General features: G+C 66.6%; 11 protein-coding genes and 3 tRNA genes. 8 read left to right on the top strand and 6 right to left on the bottom strand.

Annotated elements, in window-relative coordinates; all coding sequences use genetic code 11:
• The first annotated feature begins 62 nt into the window (after positions 1-62).
• Genes EKL94_RS04105 through EKL94_RS04115 form a run of 3 tightly spaced genes read left to right on the top strand, consistent with a single transcriptional unit; the run spans position 63 to position 4,695 of the window.
• A complete protein-coding gene (locus EKL94_RS04105; RefSeq protein WP_126928096.1) occupies positions 63-1,304 on the top strand; it encodes an efflux RND transporter periplasmic adaptor subunit in 1,242 nt (413 codons plus the stop codon).
• Positions 1,301-3,259, top strand: a complete 1,959-nt coding sequence (locus tag EKL94_RS04110) for a MacB family efflux pump subunit (protein WP_126928097.1) — start codon at positions 1,301-1,303, stop codon at positions 3,257-3,259. The genes EKL94_RS04105 and EKL94_RS04110 overlap by 4 nt, the downstream gene beginning before the upstream one ends.
• The gene (locus tag EKL94_RS04115) at positions 3,256-4,695 is read left to right on the top strand and encodes an efflux transporter outer membrane subunit (RefSeq protein WP_126928098.1); all 1,440 of its coding nucleotides are present in this window, start codon (positions 3,256-3,258) and stop codon (positions 4,693-4,695) included. The genes EKL94_RS04110 and EKL94_RS04115 overlap by 4 nt, the downstream gene beginning before the upstream one ends.
• 76 nt (positions 4,696-4,771) lie before the next feature.
• On the opposite strand, the gene rlmB is transcribed toward EKL94_RS04115, so the two are convergent.
• From rlmB to rnr, 3 genes are all read right to left on the bottom strand, one after another.
• Complete coding sequence (gene rlmB / locus EKL94_RS04120) at positions 4,772-5,515, bottom strand: 23S rRNA (guanosine(2251)-2'-O)-methyltransferase RlmB (protein WP_005408775.1); 744 nt, start codon at positions 5,513-5,515, stop codon at positions 4,772-4,774.
• Between the two features lie 156 nt (positions 5,516-5,671).
• Positions 5,672-6,154 carry a GFA family protein gene (locus tag EKL94_RS04125; protein ID WP_126928099.1) on the bottom strand — a complete coding sequence of 161 codons (483 nt, stop codon included), beginning with the start codon at positions 6,152-6,154 and terminating at the stop codon, positions 5,672-5,674.
• Between the two features lie 85 nt (positions 6,155-6,239).
• Positions 6,240-8,699, bottom strand: coding sequence for a ribonuclease R (gene rnr / locus EKL94_RS04130; protein WP_126928100.1), 2,460 nt, complete (start codon positions 8,697-8,699; stop codon positions 6,240-6,242).
• 129 nt (positions 8,700-8,828) lie between these two features.
• Here rnr and EKL94_RS04135 point away from each other — a divergent pair.
• Positions 8,829-8,913: transfer RNA gene (locus tag EKL94_RS04135), tRNA-Leu, on the top strand.
• A gap of 205 nt (positions 8,914-9,118) precedes the next feature.
• Positions 9,119-9,205, top strand: a tRNA-Leu gene (locus EKL94_RS04140).
• Positions 9,206-9,287: 82 nt separating this feature from the next.
• Here EKL94_RS04140 and EKL94_RS04145 read toward each other — a convergent pair.
• Positions 9,288-10,034, bottom strand: a complete 747-nt coding sequence (locus EKL94_RS04145) for a sulfite exporter TauE/SafE family protein (protein ID WP_126928101.1) — start codon at positions 10,032-10,034, stop codon at positions 9,288-9,290.
• A 99-nt stretch (positions 10,035-10,133) separates the two neighbouring features.
• Between EKL94_RS04145 and EKL94_RS04150 the strand changes: the two genes are divergently transcribed.
• The 3 genes from EKL94_RS04150 to EKL94_RS04160 all read left to right on the top strand — a co-directional run bounded on the left by EKL94_RS04150 (position 10,134) and on the right by EKL94_RS04160 (position 11,994).
• Positions 10,134-11,033, top strand: a complete 900-nt coding sequence (locus tag EKL94_RS04150; RefSeq protein ID WP_126928102.1) for a LysR family transcriptional regulator — start codon at positions 10,134-10,136, stop codon at positions 11,031-11,033.
• A gap of 50 nt (positions 11,034-11,083) precedes the next feature.
• Positions 11,084-11,170 (top strand) — tRNA-Leu (locus EKL94_RS04155).
• A 161-nt stretch (positions 11,171-11,331) separates the two neighbouring features.
• A complete protein-coding gene (locus EKL94_RS04160; RefSeq protein ID WP_126928103.1) occupies positions 11,332-11,994 on the top strand; it encodes a hypothetical protein in 663 nt (220 codons plus the stop codon).
• Between the two features lie 76 nt (positions 11,995-12,070).
• Here the strand turns inward: EKL94_RS04160 and emrB are convergent, their stop codons facing one another.
• Both emrB and emrA read right to left on the bottom strand, forming a co-directional pair.
• A complete protein-coding gene (emrB, locus tag EKL94_RS04165; protein ID WP_126928104.1) occupies positions 12,071-13,657 on the bottom strand; it encodes a multidrug efflux MFS transporter permease subunit EmrB in 1,587 nt (528 codons plus the stop codon).
• Positions 13,658-13,664: 7 nt separating this feature from the next.
• A complete protein-coding gene (gene emrA / locus EKL94_RS04170; RefSeq protein WP_126928105.1) occupies positions 13,665-14,843 on the bottom strand; it encodes a multidrug efflux MFS transporter periplasmic adaptor subunit EmrA in 1,179 nt (392 codons plus the stop codon).
• Between the last annotated feature and the right edge of the window lie 11 nt (positions 14,844-14,854).

The raw sequence follows: 14,854 nt of genomic DNA on the forward strand, positions 1-14,854 counted from the left end.
TCGCCCGGTCTTCACAATGCCCACCAACGCCGCCCCTGCGGCCCCGAGAGTGAAGCCACGACGTGACGTTCCGCCTGCTGCCCGCGACCCGCCGGGGTCGCCTGATACTGATCGCCCTGCTTGCCCTTGCCGTCGCCGCAGCCGCCTGGTGGCTGCTGCGCAAGCCCACCGCCCCGGCGGTGGCGACCACGCCCGTCAGCCGTGGTGACATCGAGCAGACGGTGGAGGCCACCGGCGTGATCGACGCCTACAAGCTGGTCAGCGTCGGCGCCCAGGCCTCGGGCCAGATCAAGTCGCTGAAGGTACAGCTGGGCGACACCGTGAAGGAAGGCGACCTGATTGCCGAGATCGATGCCACCACCCAGCAGAACCAGGTGCTCAACGCGCAGGCCTCGCTGGACCAGGTCACCGCCCAGCGCGCCGTGCAGCAGGCCACCCTGCGCCAGGCCGAACTGGAGTTCGCGCGCCAGCAGCAGATGCTGGCCGCCGAGGCCACCTCGCGCCAGGAATACGATGCCGCCGAGGCGCAGCTGAAGACCGCCCGCGCCCAGCTGCAGTCCTACGAGGCGCAGATCAAGGGCCGCGAAACCGAGCTGGGCACCGCCCGCGCCAACCTGGCCTACACCCGCATCACCGCGCCGATGGACGGCACCGTGGTGGCGGTGGTGGCCGAGGAAGGCCGCACCGTGAACGCCAACCAGACCGCGCCGACCATCGTCATGCTGGCGCGGCTGGACGTGGTCACGGTCAATGCCGAGATCTCCGAGGCCGACGTGGTCAAGATCAAGGCCGGCATGCCGGTGTACTTCACCACCCTGGGTGACCCGGACCGCAAGTACCACGCCACGCTGCGCCAGATCAATCCGGCGCCGGCCTCGATCGCCAACGAGAATTCGTCCAGCTCCAGCAGCTCCTCCAGTTCCAGCTCCAGCAGCGCGGTCTATTACAACGCGCTGTTCGACGTGGAGAACCCGGACGGCACGCTGCGCATCGACATGACCGCGCAGGTCTCGGTGCTGCTCAAGCAGGCAAAGGGCGCGCTGATGGTGCCGGCGGTGGCACTGGGACCGAAGCGCCGTGGCGACGAGCGCATGGTGCGGGTGCTGGACGGCAATGGCCAGCCGCAGCCGCGCAAGGTCACCGTGGGCATCAACAACGGCGCCTCGGCCGAGATCCTGTCCGGGTTGAAGGAAGGCGAGCGCGTGGTGGTGGGCGAAGCTGGTGCGGCCGGTGCCAGCGCCGGCGGCGGCAACCGCGGCGGCATGCAGATGCGGGTCGGCGGCCCGGGCATGGGGCGCCGATGAGCACGACGGCGCCGCTGCTGCGCCTGCGCGACCTGCGACGCGAATTCCCGGCCGGCGACGATGTGATCGCCGTGTTGCGCGACGTCAACCTCGACATCCACGCCGGTGAGATGGTGGCCATCGTCGGCCAGTCCGGCTCGGGCAAGTCGACGCTGATGAACATCCTCGGCTGCCTCGATCGCCCCACCCGTGGCAGCTACCAGGTGGCTGGCCGCGAAACCGGGAAGATGGAACCGGACGAGCTGGCCGAACTGCGCCGCGAGCATTTCGGCTTCATCTTCCAGCGCTACCACCTGCTGGGCGACCTGGATGCGCGCGGCAACGTGGAAGTACCGGCGGTGTATGCCGGCAGCCCGGGCGCAGTGCGTAACGCCCGTGCCGAGCAGCTGCTGCAGCGGCTGGGCCTGAGCGACCGCATGCATCACAAGCCGGGCCAGCTGTCCGGCGGCCAGCAGCAGCGCGTGTCGATCGCACGTGCCCTGATGAACGGCGGCGAGGTGATCCTGGCCGACGAACCGACCGGCGCGCTCGACACGAAATCCGGCGAGGAAGTGATGGCGATCCTCGGCGAGCTGCACGCCGAAGGCCACACCATCATCATCGTCACCCACGACATGAGCGTGGCCGAACACGCGCAGCGCATCATCGAAATCCGCGATGGCGAGATCATCGCCGACCGCACCAACCCGAACGCACCGACCTACCGCGCGCAGCGCGAGGCCAGCACCGGCGTGGCCCGCGGCAACAGCTGGCGGGCGGCGCGCGACCGCTTCACCGAAGCGTTCCGCATGGCCCTGCTGGCGATGAACGCACATCGGCTGCGCACCTTCCTGACCATGCTCGGCATCATCATCGGCATCGCCTCGGTGGTCTCGGTGGTGGCGCTGGGCAACGGCTCGCAGCAGCAGATCCTGCAGAACATCAGCGCGCTCGGCACCAACACCATCGACGTCTATCCCGGCCGCGGTTTCGGCGACATGCGCTCGGCGCGGGTGCAGACGCTCAAGGCCAGCGATGCCGATGCACTGGCAAAGCAGAGCTACGTGGACAGCGCCACCCCCAGCGTGTCGACCTCGGTCACCGCCCGCTACCGCAACCAGTCCTCCACCGCCCAGGTCAGCGGCGTCGGTGAACAGTTCTTCCGGGTCAAGGGCGTAACCCTGCTCAGCGGCAGCTTCTTCGATACCGACGCGGTGAAGGGCCTGGGCCAGGTGGCGGTGATCGACGAGAACACCCAGACCCAGTTCTTCCCCGATGTCGACCCGGTCGGCCAGGTGATCCTGCTCGGCAACGTGCCGGCGCGCGTGGTCGGCGTGGCCAAGCGCCAGAGTTTCGGCTTCGGCGGCAGCACCAGCCTCAGCGTGTGGGTGCCGTACACCACGGTGATGTCGCGCATGCTCGGCCAGAGCCACGTCTCCAGCATCACCGTGCGCGTGGACGACGACACGCCGATGGATGCGGCTCAGGAAGCGATCACCCGCCTGCTGACGATGCGCCATGGCACCGAGGATTTCTTCCTCAGCAACAGCGCCGAGATCCGCCAGACCATCGAGCAGACCACGCGCACGATGACCCTGCTGATCGGCGCCATCGCCGCCATCGCGCTGCTGGTCGGCGGCATCGGCGTGATGAACATCATGCTGGTGTCGGTCACCGAGCGTACCCGCGAGATCGGGGTGCGCATGGCCGTGGGTGCACGGCAGAGTGATATCCGCCAGCAGTTCCTGATCGAAGCGGTGCTGGTGTGCCTGCTCGGTGGCCTGCTCGGCATCGGCCTGGCCCTGCTGCTGGGCTCGATGATCGGCCGCTTCGCCAGCGACTTCCAGGTGCTGTTCTCCACCGCCTCGATCGTTGCCGCCTTCGCCTGCTCGACCCTGATCGGCGTGGCGTTCGGCTTCCTGCCCGCGCGCAATGCCGCGCAGCTCGACCCGGTGGAGGCCCTGGCCCGCGAATGAAGATGATGACCCGACTGCCCTTCCCTGCTCCCTCGCGCCTGCTGCTGGTGGGCGCTGTTCTGCTCGCCCTCTCTGGCTGTGCCTCAGTGGGCCGCTACCCGGTGCAGGCCCCCGACGTGGCGGCCAGCTACGGGCGTGGCGATGCCACCCTCAACGCAGCGGCCGACGACCCGCGCAGCAGCCTGGATACACCGGGCCGCGACATCCGCCAGGACACCTGGTGGACCGGCTTCGGCGATGAGCGCCTGGACCGCCTGGTGGCGCAGGCGCTGGCCGCCAACAGCGATCTGGCCGCCGCCGGCCTGGCCGTGCAGCGTTCGCGCCTGCAGGCCGGCCTGGCCAGCAACGCGCTGTGGCCGCAGCCTTCGTCCTCCGGGGTCAGTGGCAGCGCCAGCCGCGCCACCGACCAGGCTGACGACTGGCGCCGCAGCTATTCCACCGGCGTCTCGCTGGGCTGGGAGGTCGATCTGTGGGGCCGCCTGCGGACCCAGCGCGACATCGCCCGCTGGGAAGCCGAGGCCAGCGAGGAAGACCGGCAGAACACCGCACTGCTGGTGATCGGCGACACCATCACCCAGTACTGGAACCTGGCTTATCTCAACCAGTCCATCGCCACCGGCCAGGCCAACCTGGAGCGGCTGGAACGTACCCGCGAACTGGTCCAGGCCCGCTTCGACGCCGGTGCGGTATCGCGCCTGGAAGTACGCCAGGCACTGCAGAACCTGCAGTCGCAGCGCTCCTCGCAGAGCGCACTGGAGCAGCAGCGGGTGGAGGTGCGCAATGCACTGACCGTGCTGCTGGACGGCACGCCCTGGCCCCAGCAGGACGAACCGCAGGACCTGCTGGCCGCACGCAGCCCCGGGATCAACGAAGGCCTGCCGACCGACCTGCTCGGCCGCCGTCCCGACCTGCGCGCGGCCGAACTGCGCCTGCGCAACAGCCTGAAGACCATCAAGGTCACGGCCACCCAGTACTACCCGGCGTTGAGCCTGACCGGCAGCCTCGGCTCCAGTGCAACGTCGCTGGGCGATGTGCTGCGCAATCCGGTGGCCACCTTGGGTGCGGGCCTGTCATTGCCGTTCCTCAACCTGCAGCGCGCGCAGCTGGATACCGACATTGCCGGCACCGGCTACCAGATCGCCGCGACCAATTTCCGCAAGACGCTGTACACCGCACTCTCGGAAGTGGACAACGCGCTGTCCGCACGCGAGCAGCTGGCGCGCCAGGTGGCGGCCTCGCAGGCTTCGTATGACGAAGCGGTCGAAGTGGAGCGCGCGCAGGAAGTGCGCTACCGCGTGGGTGCCACCGACCTGCGCACCTGGCTGGAAGCGCAGCAGACCCGGCGTGATGCCGAGCTGTCGCTGGCGCGCGTGCGCCAGGGCCAGCTGAACAACGACGTCACCCTGTTCAAGGCACTGGGCGGCAGCGCGGGGTGAGGCGGCAAGAGCGCCAACCCAGGTTGGCGACTACCCGGTGGGTGTCGACCTTGGTCGGCAGGGCCCCTCCTGCCGATCAACCGCGCTGGCGCACAGCCTCGAACAGGCTGACGCCGGCGGCGACGGACACGTTCAGGCTCTCGATCTCGCCCGGCATCGGGATCTTGACCAGGCCATCGCAGTTCTCGCGGGTCAGGCGGCGCAGGCCATCGGCCTCGCCACCCAGCACCAGGGCGATGTTGCCCTTCAGGTCCAGCTGGTACAGCGAGGCGGTGGCTTCGCCGGCCAGGCCGTAGATCCACACGCCCTGCTTCTGCAGGTCCTTCAGGCAGCGCGACAGGTTGGTCACCGCCACCACCGGGATGAGATCGGCGGCACCGGCCGAGGTCTTGCGCACGGTGGCATTGACCGTGGCCGACTTGTCCTTGGGGATGATCACTGCAGTCGCACCGGCGGCGGCGGCCGAGCGCAGGCAGGCACCCAGGTTGTGCGGGTCCTGCACCTCGTCCAGCACCAGCAGCAGGGCCTTGCCCTCGGCTGCAGTGACCAGGCCTTCCAGCTCGTTCTCGCTGTAGGTGCGGGCGGCGGCATAGCGTGCAGCCACGCCCTGGTGGCGCACCGAACCGCCGACACCGTCCAGCGCCTGGCTGTTCACCTTGCGCACGTCGATGCCCTTGCGGCGGGCGTTTTCCTCGATTTCGGTCAGGCGCGGGTTCTTCGCACCGGCCTCGACCAGCACTTCGCGGACGTTCTCGGCGTCGTTCTCGATGGAGGAGGCGACGGCGTTGACGCCGACAATCCACTGGCTGTTCTTGCTCATGCGGGCGGGGACCGGAAAGGGGGTGGCTATGGTAGAGCATCGGCGGGCCGGGCGCTGCGACCGGCCCTCTGTGGAGCCGGGCCCATGCTCGGCTGGCGGGAGCCGATGAAGCCTGAACCCGGAGCAGCCGAGCGTGGGCTCGGCGCTACAGGCGCATTACCGGCTGCGCGGCGGCCAGTGCGGGGTGTCGTGGTCGGGGTGCTGGTGGGACACGATCGTGGCCAGGAAGTCCAGCGCGGCGATGTCTTCCTCGGTACGTCGCGCCGGCAGGCTGGCCAGGCGGTCGACGAAGGGCAGCTTGCGCTCGACCCCATACTGGATCGTCGGCGGCAGGCGTTCGGGTTCGTCAAACGCGCCGGCAGCCACCGCCACGCCATCGGGCGCCTCATAGGTCAATGGCGTACCGCAGTCGGCGCAGAAGCCGCGCCGCACCACATTGGACGACTGGAAATAGCGCGGCTGGCCGCGGGTCCAGCTGAACTGCGCGCCGCGCACCGACACCAGCGGCGCGTAGTAGGCACCGAAGGCCTTCTGGCACATCCGGCAATGGCAGATCGAGCTGTCGGTCAGCTCGCCACGTGCCTGGAAGCGGATCGCGCCGCACTGGCAGCCGCCGCTGTATTCGGGTTGGCCCTGCATGGTGAGTTCCTCCAGAAGATCGTGTCGACCAAGGTCGACACCCACCTGACGAGCGGTGGGTGCCGACCGTTGGTCGGCACACCTTTCAATACTGCTTCTTGGTGCGCTTGGCCGGCTTGCCACGCTCGGGCAGCGGCGGCAGGCCATCGCCCTCGTCCTCACCCTTGTGCTCGACCAGGCGGAAGTCGATCTTGCGCTCTTCCATGCTCGCCTTCAGCACCAGGATCCGCACGCGGTCACCCAGCCGGTAGCTGCTGCCGCGGCGCTCGCCGGTCAGCGTCTTGCGGGTCGCGTCGAACTTGTAATAGTCCTGCGGCAGCTGGGTCACGTGCACCAGGCCCTGCACCTTCGACTCATCAAGCTCCACGAACAGGCCGAAGCTGGTCACACCGCTGATCACACCGTCGAACTGGCCGCCCACGTGCTTTTCCATCCACGCCGCGCGGTAGCGCTCGTCGACCTCGCGCTCGGCTTCATCGGCACGGCGCTCGCGCTCGGAGCACTGCAGCGCCAGCGCAGCCATTTCGCGCGCGTTGTAGGTGAACTTGTCCAGCGGCTTGCCGGACAACGCGTGCTTGATCGCGCGGTGCACCAGCAGGTCGGGATAGCGGCGGATCGGCGAGGTGAAGTGCGCGTACGCCTCCAGTGCCAGGCCGAAGTGACCGTGGTTTTCCGGGCTGTAGATCGCCAGGCTCTGGCTGCGCAACAGCACCGATTCCAGCAGCGTGGCATCGGGGCGGTCGCGGATCTTCTTCAGCAGCTTGGTGTAATCGCCCGGGCGCACCTTCGACCACGGCGGCAGGCTCAGCTTGAACTCCTTGAGGAATTCCAGCAGGTCGGCGTACTTGGTTTCCGGCGGCTTCTCGTGGATGCGGTACGGGGCCGGCACGTGACGCGACAGCAGGTACTTTGCCGCCTCCACATTGGCCGCGATCATGCATTCCTCGATCAGCTTGTGCGCGTCGTTGCGCACCAGCATGCCGGCCTGGGTCACTTCACCACGGTTGTCCAGCACGAAGCGCACTTCGCTGCTTTCGAACTCGATGGCGCCACGCTTGGCACGCGCCTTGGACAGCACCTTGTACAGCTGGTGCAGGCGCTGCACCTGCGGCAGCAGGTCGCCCATCCAGGCCTTGGTATCGGCATCGTCCTCGCCCACCGCCTTCCACACCTGGGTGTAGGTCAGGCGCGCATGCGAGTTCATCACCGCTTCGTAGAAGCGCGAATGCGTGACCAGGCCGTCGCGGTCGATCTGCATGTCACAGACGAAGCACATGCGGTCGACCTTCGGCATCAGCGAGCAGATGCCGTTGGACAGTGTCTCCGGCAGCATCGGCACCACGAAGCCCGGGAAGTACACCGACGTGGCGCGCTTCTGCGCCTCTTCATCCAGCGGCGTACCGGGGCGAACGTAGTTCGAGACGTCGGCAATCGCCACCACGAGGCGGAAGCCATCGGCATTCGGCTCGCAGTACACCGCGTCGTCGAAGTCCTTGGCATCCTCGCCATCGATGGTGACCAGCGGCGTGCTGCGCAGATCGACGCGGTCGCCGATCATCGCCGGTTCGACCACCAGCGGCACCGAGGCGGCTTCGTCCAGCACTTCCTGCGGGAACTCGAACGGCAGTTCATGGCCGTGGATGGCGGTTTCCACCACCAGCGAGGCGGTCAGTTTGTCGCCGAGCACGGCGATGATGCGGCCGATCGGCGGGCGGCGGCTGTCCGGCGCCTGGGTCAGTTCGCAGACCACCAGCTGGCCATCGCGCGCGCCACCGGTCTGGTCCGGCGGCACCTGCACGTTGCGCTGCACGCGCTTGTCGTCGGGCACCACGTAGTTGATGCCCATCTCGATGCTGAAGCGACCGATCAGACGGGTCATGCCACGCTCGAGCACGCGGGCGATGCTGCCTTCGCGGCGACCGCGATGATCGATGCCGGTCACGCGGGCCAGCACCTTGTCGCCGTGCATGACCTTGCGCATTTCATACGGCGGCAGGAACAGGTCGTCCCCCCCTTCGACCGGGCGCAGGAAGCCGAACCCTTCCGGGTTGGCGATCACCACGCCGGTGACCAGGTTCAGGGTCTGGATCGGCGCGAAGCCACCCCGACGGTTCTGCACCAGCTGGCCATCACGGACCATGGCGCCGAGCCGGCGCGACAGCGCCTCGGCCCGGTCCGGAGCGGTCAGGCCCAGGCGCGCGCCCAGTTCCTCGGCGGTCTGCGGCCCTTCGCAGCGCTCCAGCAAGGCCAGGATGGCCTCACGGCTGGCGATGGGCTGTTCGTATTTCTCGGCTTCGCGGGCGGCATAGGGATCGTCGATCACCTTGCCGGTCGGCGGCAGCTTGCGGCCCGGGGCCGGGCCCGGTGCGTCGCTACTGCGGACCTTGCGGCCACGCGGTGGTGCGCCGCCTTCATTCAATTCAGGGAACCAGCCCGGCAACGGCTTGCCCGGCTTGGTGGCGCGGGCTGTGCCCGCCTTGGCGCCCTTCTTCGGGGCCTGGCTGCGGGAGGTGCTCCCGCCCTTGCTTGGTTTTTTGGTAGTCATCGCCCTACATGGTAGCCGTTGACGGCGTGCAGAACGGGTCAGCGTTCACCGTTGGAGGTGCCGCGTGAAATATTTGTTGGAAATCGTTGACAGTCTGCGGATTCATCTTCACAATTGCGCCTCTGGAACGCCCAGGTGGCGGAATTGGTAGACGCACTAGTTTCAGGTACTAGCGGGTAAAACCGTGGAGGTTCGAGTCCTCTCCTGGGCACCAACGAAAAAACTCCTCGCTTCGGCGGGGATTTTTTTTGCCTGTCATCCGGCGACAGGGTCGGATCCCTTTCCAAAGGAAAGGGCCCTGACCCCAAGCGCGTTGGATGGGGTCAGAGCCCGTTTCGCACACGAAACGGAATCCGACCCCGGATCCAGAAAAAGTGTTGACACCCCCATAACAACACCCCATAATCTCGCTCCTCGACGCCCAGGTGGCGGAATTGGTAGACGCACTAGCTTCAGGTGCTAGCGGGGGCAACTTCGTGGAGGTTCGAGTCCTCTCCTGGGCACCATGTCGAGAAAGAAAACAACCCGCGCAAGCGGGTTTTTTCTTGCCTGTGATTCGGGCTTTTGTAGCGCCGACCGCGCACACCGTCAGAACAACGGCCGCAGCACCAGCTCCAGGCCGAGCAGCAGCAGGAACCCGAGAAAACAGGCACGGAACACCCGGGCACTGATCCGCTGCCGGATCACCTGCCCCAGCCACATGCCCAGCAATGCCGGCAGCACCGCCAAGGCACTCAGCCCCAGCTGCTGGATGCCGAATGCGCCGTGCAGCACCAGGCCAGTGGTCAGCGAAATCGTCGACACGGTGAAGGCCAGCCCCAGCGCCTGCACCAGCTCCTCGCGCTGCAACCCCAGCGACTGCAGGTACGGCACCGCCGGCATCACGAACACGCCGGTGGCGCCGGTCACCACGCCCGACAACGCCCCCACCAGCGGCCCCAGCCAACGCTCGCGCCGCTGCGGCACGCGGAACACCGGCGCAAGCAGGGCATAGGCCGCATAGACCACCAGCGCCACGCCCAGTGCAACACGCGACCAGGTACGATCGACCCGCACCAGTAGCGCTGCCGAACCCAGCGTCACCACCACCACCGCCAGCATCATCGGCCACAGGCGCCGCACGATGTGGCCCAGCGACGGCCCGGACAACAGCTGCCACGCATTGGTGACAAAGGTGGGGATGAACAGCATCGATGCCGCCGCCACCGGCGACAGCGTGCCACCGAGCAGACCCATCGCCACGGTCGGCAACCCCATGCCGGTCACGCCCTTGACCACACCGGCCAGCACGAACACCACCACCAGCAGCACGTAGAAGTACATCGATTCATTCATGCCTTCATTGGATCGACCGGCCGCTCGGCGCACAATGCGGTCTTCCCAGCCTCGCCTTCGGCTGACCCGAAGGCGCAGGCGTTGCGATGAGGGCATCACATGCGGATGGATATCGCCGACCTGCGCCTGTTCCTGGCGATTGCCGAGGCGGGCAGCATCACGGCCGGCGCAGCGCAGGCAAACCTGGCACTGGCTTCGGCCAGCGAACGCCTGCGCACGATCGAAGCCGATGCCGGCACCCCGCTGTTGAACCGGCATCCACGTGGCGTCAGCCTGACTGAAGCCGGCGCCGCCCTCGCCCACCATGCACGCCTGATCCTGCAGCAGCAGACGCAGCTGCGCGGCGAACTGCAGGCGTTCGCGCATGGTGCGCGCGGCACCCTGCATCTTTATGCCAACACCGCAGCACTGACCAACTACCTGCCCTCGCGGCTGGCACCGTGGCTGGCCGAACGCCCACGCCTGCACGTGGAACTGCTGGAGCGCACCAGCCCCGAAGTCGTGCGTGCGATCAGCGCTGGCCAGGCCGAGGCCGGCATCATCAGTGATGCGGTCGACGCTGCCGGCCTGCAGCAGCATGTGGTCGCCGAAGATCCACTGGTGATGCTGCTGCCCGCAGACCACCGCTTCGCATCGCGGCGCAACGTGGCTTTCGCCGAGGTTGCCGGCGAGACCTTCGTCGCCCTGGCCGATGGCAATGCACTGCAGACCTACATCGAGGACCAGGCGCGCGACATCGGGCGGCGCCTGGACGTGCGCATCCGCATGAAGACCTTCGAAGGCGTGTGCATCATGGTCGGCCACGGCATTGGCGTCGGCATCGTGCCGCGAACCATCGCCCGCCAGCATCGGCGCAGCACGCGTACCGTCGCCGTGCCGCTCGCCGATGCATGGGCACAACGTCGCCTGTGTGCGTGTTTTGCCGAGTGGACGCAGCTGTCACCGGCGATGCGCAGCCTGCTGCATCACCTGGGCGTGCAGCCGCAGAAAAAAGTGTGAAATGTTGTTGACACATCTTCTGTCGTTCCCCATAATTCGTCTCCTGAGTCGCCCAGGTGGCGGAATTGGTAGACGCACTAGCTTCAGGTGCTAGCGGGGGCAACTTCGTGGAGGTTCGAGTCCTCTCCTGGGCACCATGACTCAGCAAATGATCAAACCCGCGCAAGCGGGTTTTTTCATTTCCGGGGTTTGGCTCCTCCAAACGGACGAGTGACGATTCGGCAACTTCGGATGATGGTCTCGTCCCCCGAGACTCGCTGCCCTCATTCTTGTGTGCCTTGCCCATGAGCAGATGACGATGCCTGAACAGTCGACTTCGCCACCATCACAGCCTCTTCCGCCCTCGAAAGAACTTTTCAAGATCCTGTTCGACAGCGGTCAGAAGACCTTCCTGAGTACCTTTGATCGCGTGGTACTGTCAGTCTATGCGGTCTTCCTGGTAATTTTGCTTGCGGTCGCCGTTGCATGGGGCTTGGCACCACATCCGGATCTGCGCCTTATGGCGTGGGGGATTGCGATCCTGATCCTTGTGTTAGGACTGTTGTGGGTGGCAGTCACCGCAGCGACAGCCATCGTTGCGCTCTTCAATGGCTCTCAATCCATGCATGCCGCAATTGATCGCCGCGGACTGCATGCCGAAAGCGTTTTGCTTGCTCTCCGCCCGTTCGCCCAATCCGATTTGAGGCTGCGCGCAGAGCAGTACGTACTGGAGTCGTCACTGGCGATGCGACGTCACGGCCTTACCGCAGTTATTGTCGGCCTGTCTGCGGCATCAACCCCCATTTACCAAAAAGGGGTCGAATATGGGCTCTGGGAGCAGTGGAATCAATTCCCTTACGCCGTCGCGTTCTCGCTGCTGGGTGCATTCCTGCTCAGTGCAGCCCTTATCGATTTCACCTCCAAACTCGATAGGGCCGCAGCGATGCTGAAGCGAGCCGCTGAATCTGAGCCAACTCCGTAGTCGTCCACTAACAGTGGGACTGCAAACAAAAAACCCGCCTTACGGCGGGTTTTCGTTTTTCAGCAACAACAATCAATCAGTGCCCGCCACCGGCGGCCGCACCTGCGCCTGCGCCGAACGGCGGTTTGGCCAGCCACAGGAACGCGATGATCGCCAGGAAGATCCAGCCCAGCAGGAAGAAGATGTCGTTGAAGCCCATCTGCGATGCCTGGTGGTTGATCATGTTGTTCAGTACCGCTGCGCCATGTTGCAGGTCGCCCTGCCCCATCGCTGCCACCTGGTCCTGCATCCCCGGCTGATAGACCGAGATGTGCTCGGTCAGGTCGGCATGGTGCACCTGGGTGCGCCGCGCCCACAGCCACGTCGTCAGCGACGCCGCGAAACTGCCGCCCAGCGTACGCAGGAAGGTGGCCAGGCCGGAGCCCGCCGCGATTTCGCGCCCATCCAGGTCCGACAGCAGGATCTGCAGCACCGGCATGAAGAACAGCGCGACGCCGATGCCCATGATCAGCTGTACGCCCGCTACATGGTTGTAGTCCACCTGCAGGTTGAAGTTCGAACGCAGGAAACTGGTCATCGACAACACGATGAACGCCACCGTGGCCAGCATGCGCATGTCGAAGCGTGATGCATACTTGCCCACGAACGGGGTCATGATCACCGGCAGGATGCCGATTGGCGCCGTCGCCAGGCCCGCCCAGATCGCGGTGTAGCCCATGTCACGCTGCAGCCACTGCGGGATCAGCAACGCCACGCTGAAGAACGCCGCGTACGCCACCACCATCGCCAGCGTACCGGCGCGGAAGTTGCGATGCCGGAACAGCTTCAGGTCGACGATCGGATCCTTGTCGGTCAGTTCCCAGATCAGGAACACTGTCAGCGTGACCACGGCCACACACGCCAGCACCACGATCTTCATCGACGAGAACCAGTCCTCGTCATTGCCCAGGTCGAGCACCAGCTGCAGCGCACCGACACCGATCACCAGGGTGACCAGGCCGACGTAGTCCATCTTCGGCTTCTCGATGTGCTCCGGGCGCCCCTTCAGCTGGTTGCCCACTACCAGTGCAGCGAAGATGCCCAGCGGCACGTTGATCAGGAAGATCCATTCCCAGCTGTAGTTGTCGGTGATCCAGCCACCGAGGATGGGCCCACAGATCGGCGCCACCACGGTGATCATCGCCAGCAGCGCCAATGCCTGCCCGCGTTTCTCGCGTGGATAGATCGACACCAGCAGCGACTGCGTGATCGGGTACATCGGGCCGGCCACGAAACCCTGCAGCGCACGCGACAGCACCAGCATGCCCATGCTCTGCGCCAGGCCGCACAGCAGCGAGGTGATGACGAAGGCCAGCGTGGCCCAGACGAACAGCTTGCGTTCGCCGAAACGGCGGCTGAGCCAGCCGGTCAGCGGCAGCGCGATGGCCGTGCTGACCGCGAACGAGGTGATGACCCAGGTGGCCTGCTGCGAACTGGCACCGAGGTTACCGGCGATGGTCGGCAGCGAGACGTTGGCGATGGTGGTGTCGAGCACCTGCATGAACGACGCCATCGCCAGGCCCACGGTGCACAGGGCGACGCTGGGCGGCAGGAACCCGGAGGCCGCACCCTGCGCCGCCGGTGCGCCCGGAGCGCCGGGCGCGGCTGGAGCTTGTGCGGACATGGCGACCTCAGCCCACCTTCGCCTGCTGCGGCAGGTTGCCCTGGATGATCGTGTGGATCACCTCATCGGCATCATGCAGCTGCTTGGCATACACGTCGGTGTCGAACACCGTGCCCTTGGCCGGGGTGCTCGGCAGCACTTCGCCCTTCTGGTCGCGCAGGCTCACTTCGGCCTTCATCGACAGGCCGATGCGCAGCGGGTGCTCGGCCAGCTGCTTGGCATCGATGGCGATGCGTACCGGCACGCGCTGCACGATCTTGATCCAGTTGCCGCTGGCGTTCTGCGCCGGCAGCAGCGAGAACGCCGAACCGGTGCCCAGGCCCAGGCTCTGGACGCGGCCCTTGTACTTCACGTCACCGGCGTACAGGTCCGACTTCAGTTCCACTTCCTGGCCCAGGCGCATGTGGCGCAGCTGGGTTTCCTTGAAGTTGGCCTCGACCCACATCTGCTCGGTCGGCACCACGGCCATCAGCGCATTGCCCGGCTGCACGCGCTGGCCGACCTGCACCGAACGACGGGCGACGAAACCGGTGACCGGCGCAACGATGCCGGCGCGGGCGTTGTTGAGGAAGGCCTGGCGCAGCTGCGCGGCGGCCGCCTGCACGTCCGGCTGGGTGGCGATCACGGTGTCGTCGACCAGCGCGCGGTTGCGCTCGACGGTCTCGCGCGAACCGGCCACGGCGGCTTCGGCAGCGGCCAGCTCGTCACGGGCATGGGCCAGTTCTTCATTGGAAATGGCACCGGTGGCGGCCAGGTCCTTGCGACGGGCGAAATCTTCGCGCACGCGCTTCAGCGTCACCTGGCGGGCGTTCAAGTCCGCCTGCGCGCCCTCCACGCTGCGGTACAGGCCACGGGTCTGGCGCACGGTCTTGGCCAGGTTGGCTTCGGCCTGCTGCAGCGCCACCGACGTGTCGGCCGGATCCAGCTGTACCAGCAGCTGGCCGCGCTCCACGCGCATGCCGTCATCGGCGTTGATGGCGACCACGGTACCGGCCACCAGCGGGGTGATCTGCACCTGGTTGCCCTGCACGTAGGCGTCGTCGGTCTCTTCGAACCAACGGCCGAACATGAAGTACCACAGCGCCAGTGCGGCAAGCAGCAGCACGACGATCACGAACAGGCCGCGCAGCAGGTTGCCGCGGCGGTTGGGGGCGGCCGGGGCCGCAGTGTCTTGGGTCTGGCTCATGGCGGAAGTCT

The organism is Stenotrophomonas maltophilia (assembly GCF_003970865.1).
Taxonomy (GTDB): domain Bacteria; phylum Pseudomonadota; class Gammaproteobacteria; order Xanthomonadales; family Xanthomonadaceae; genus Stenotrophomonas; species Stenotrophomonas maltophilia_AR.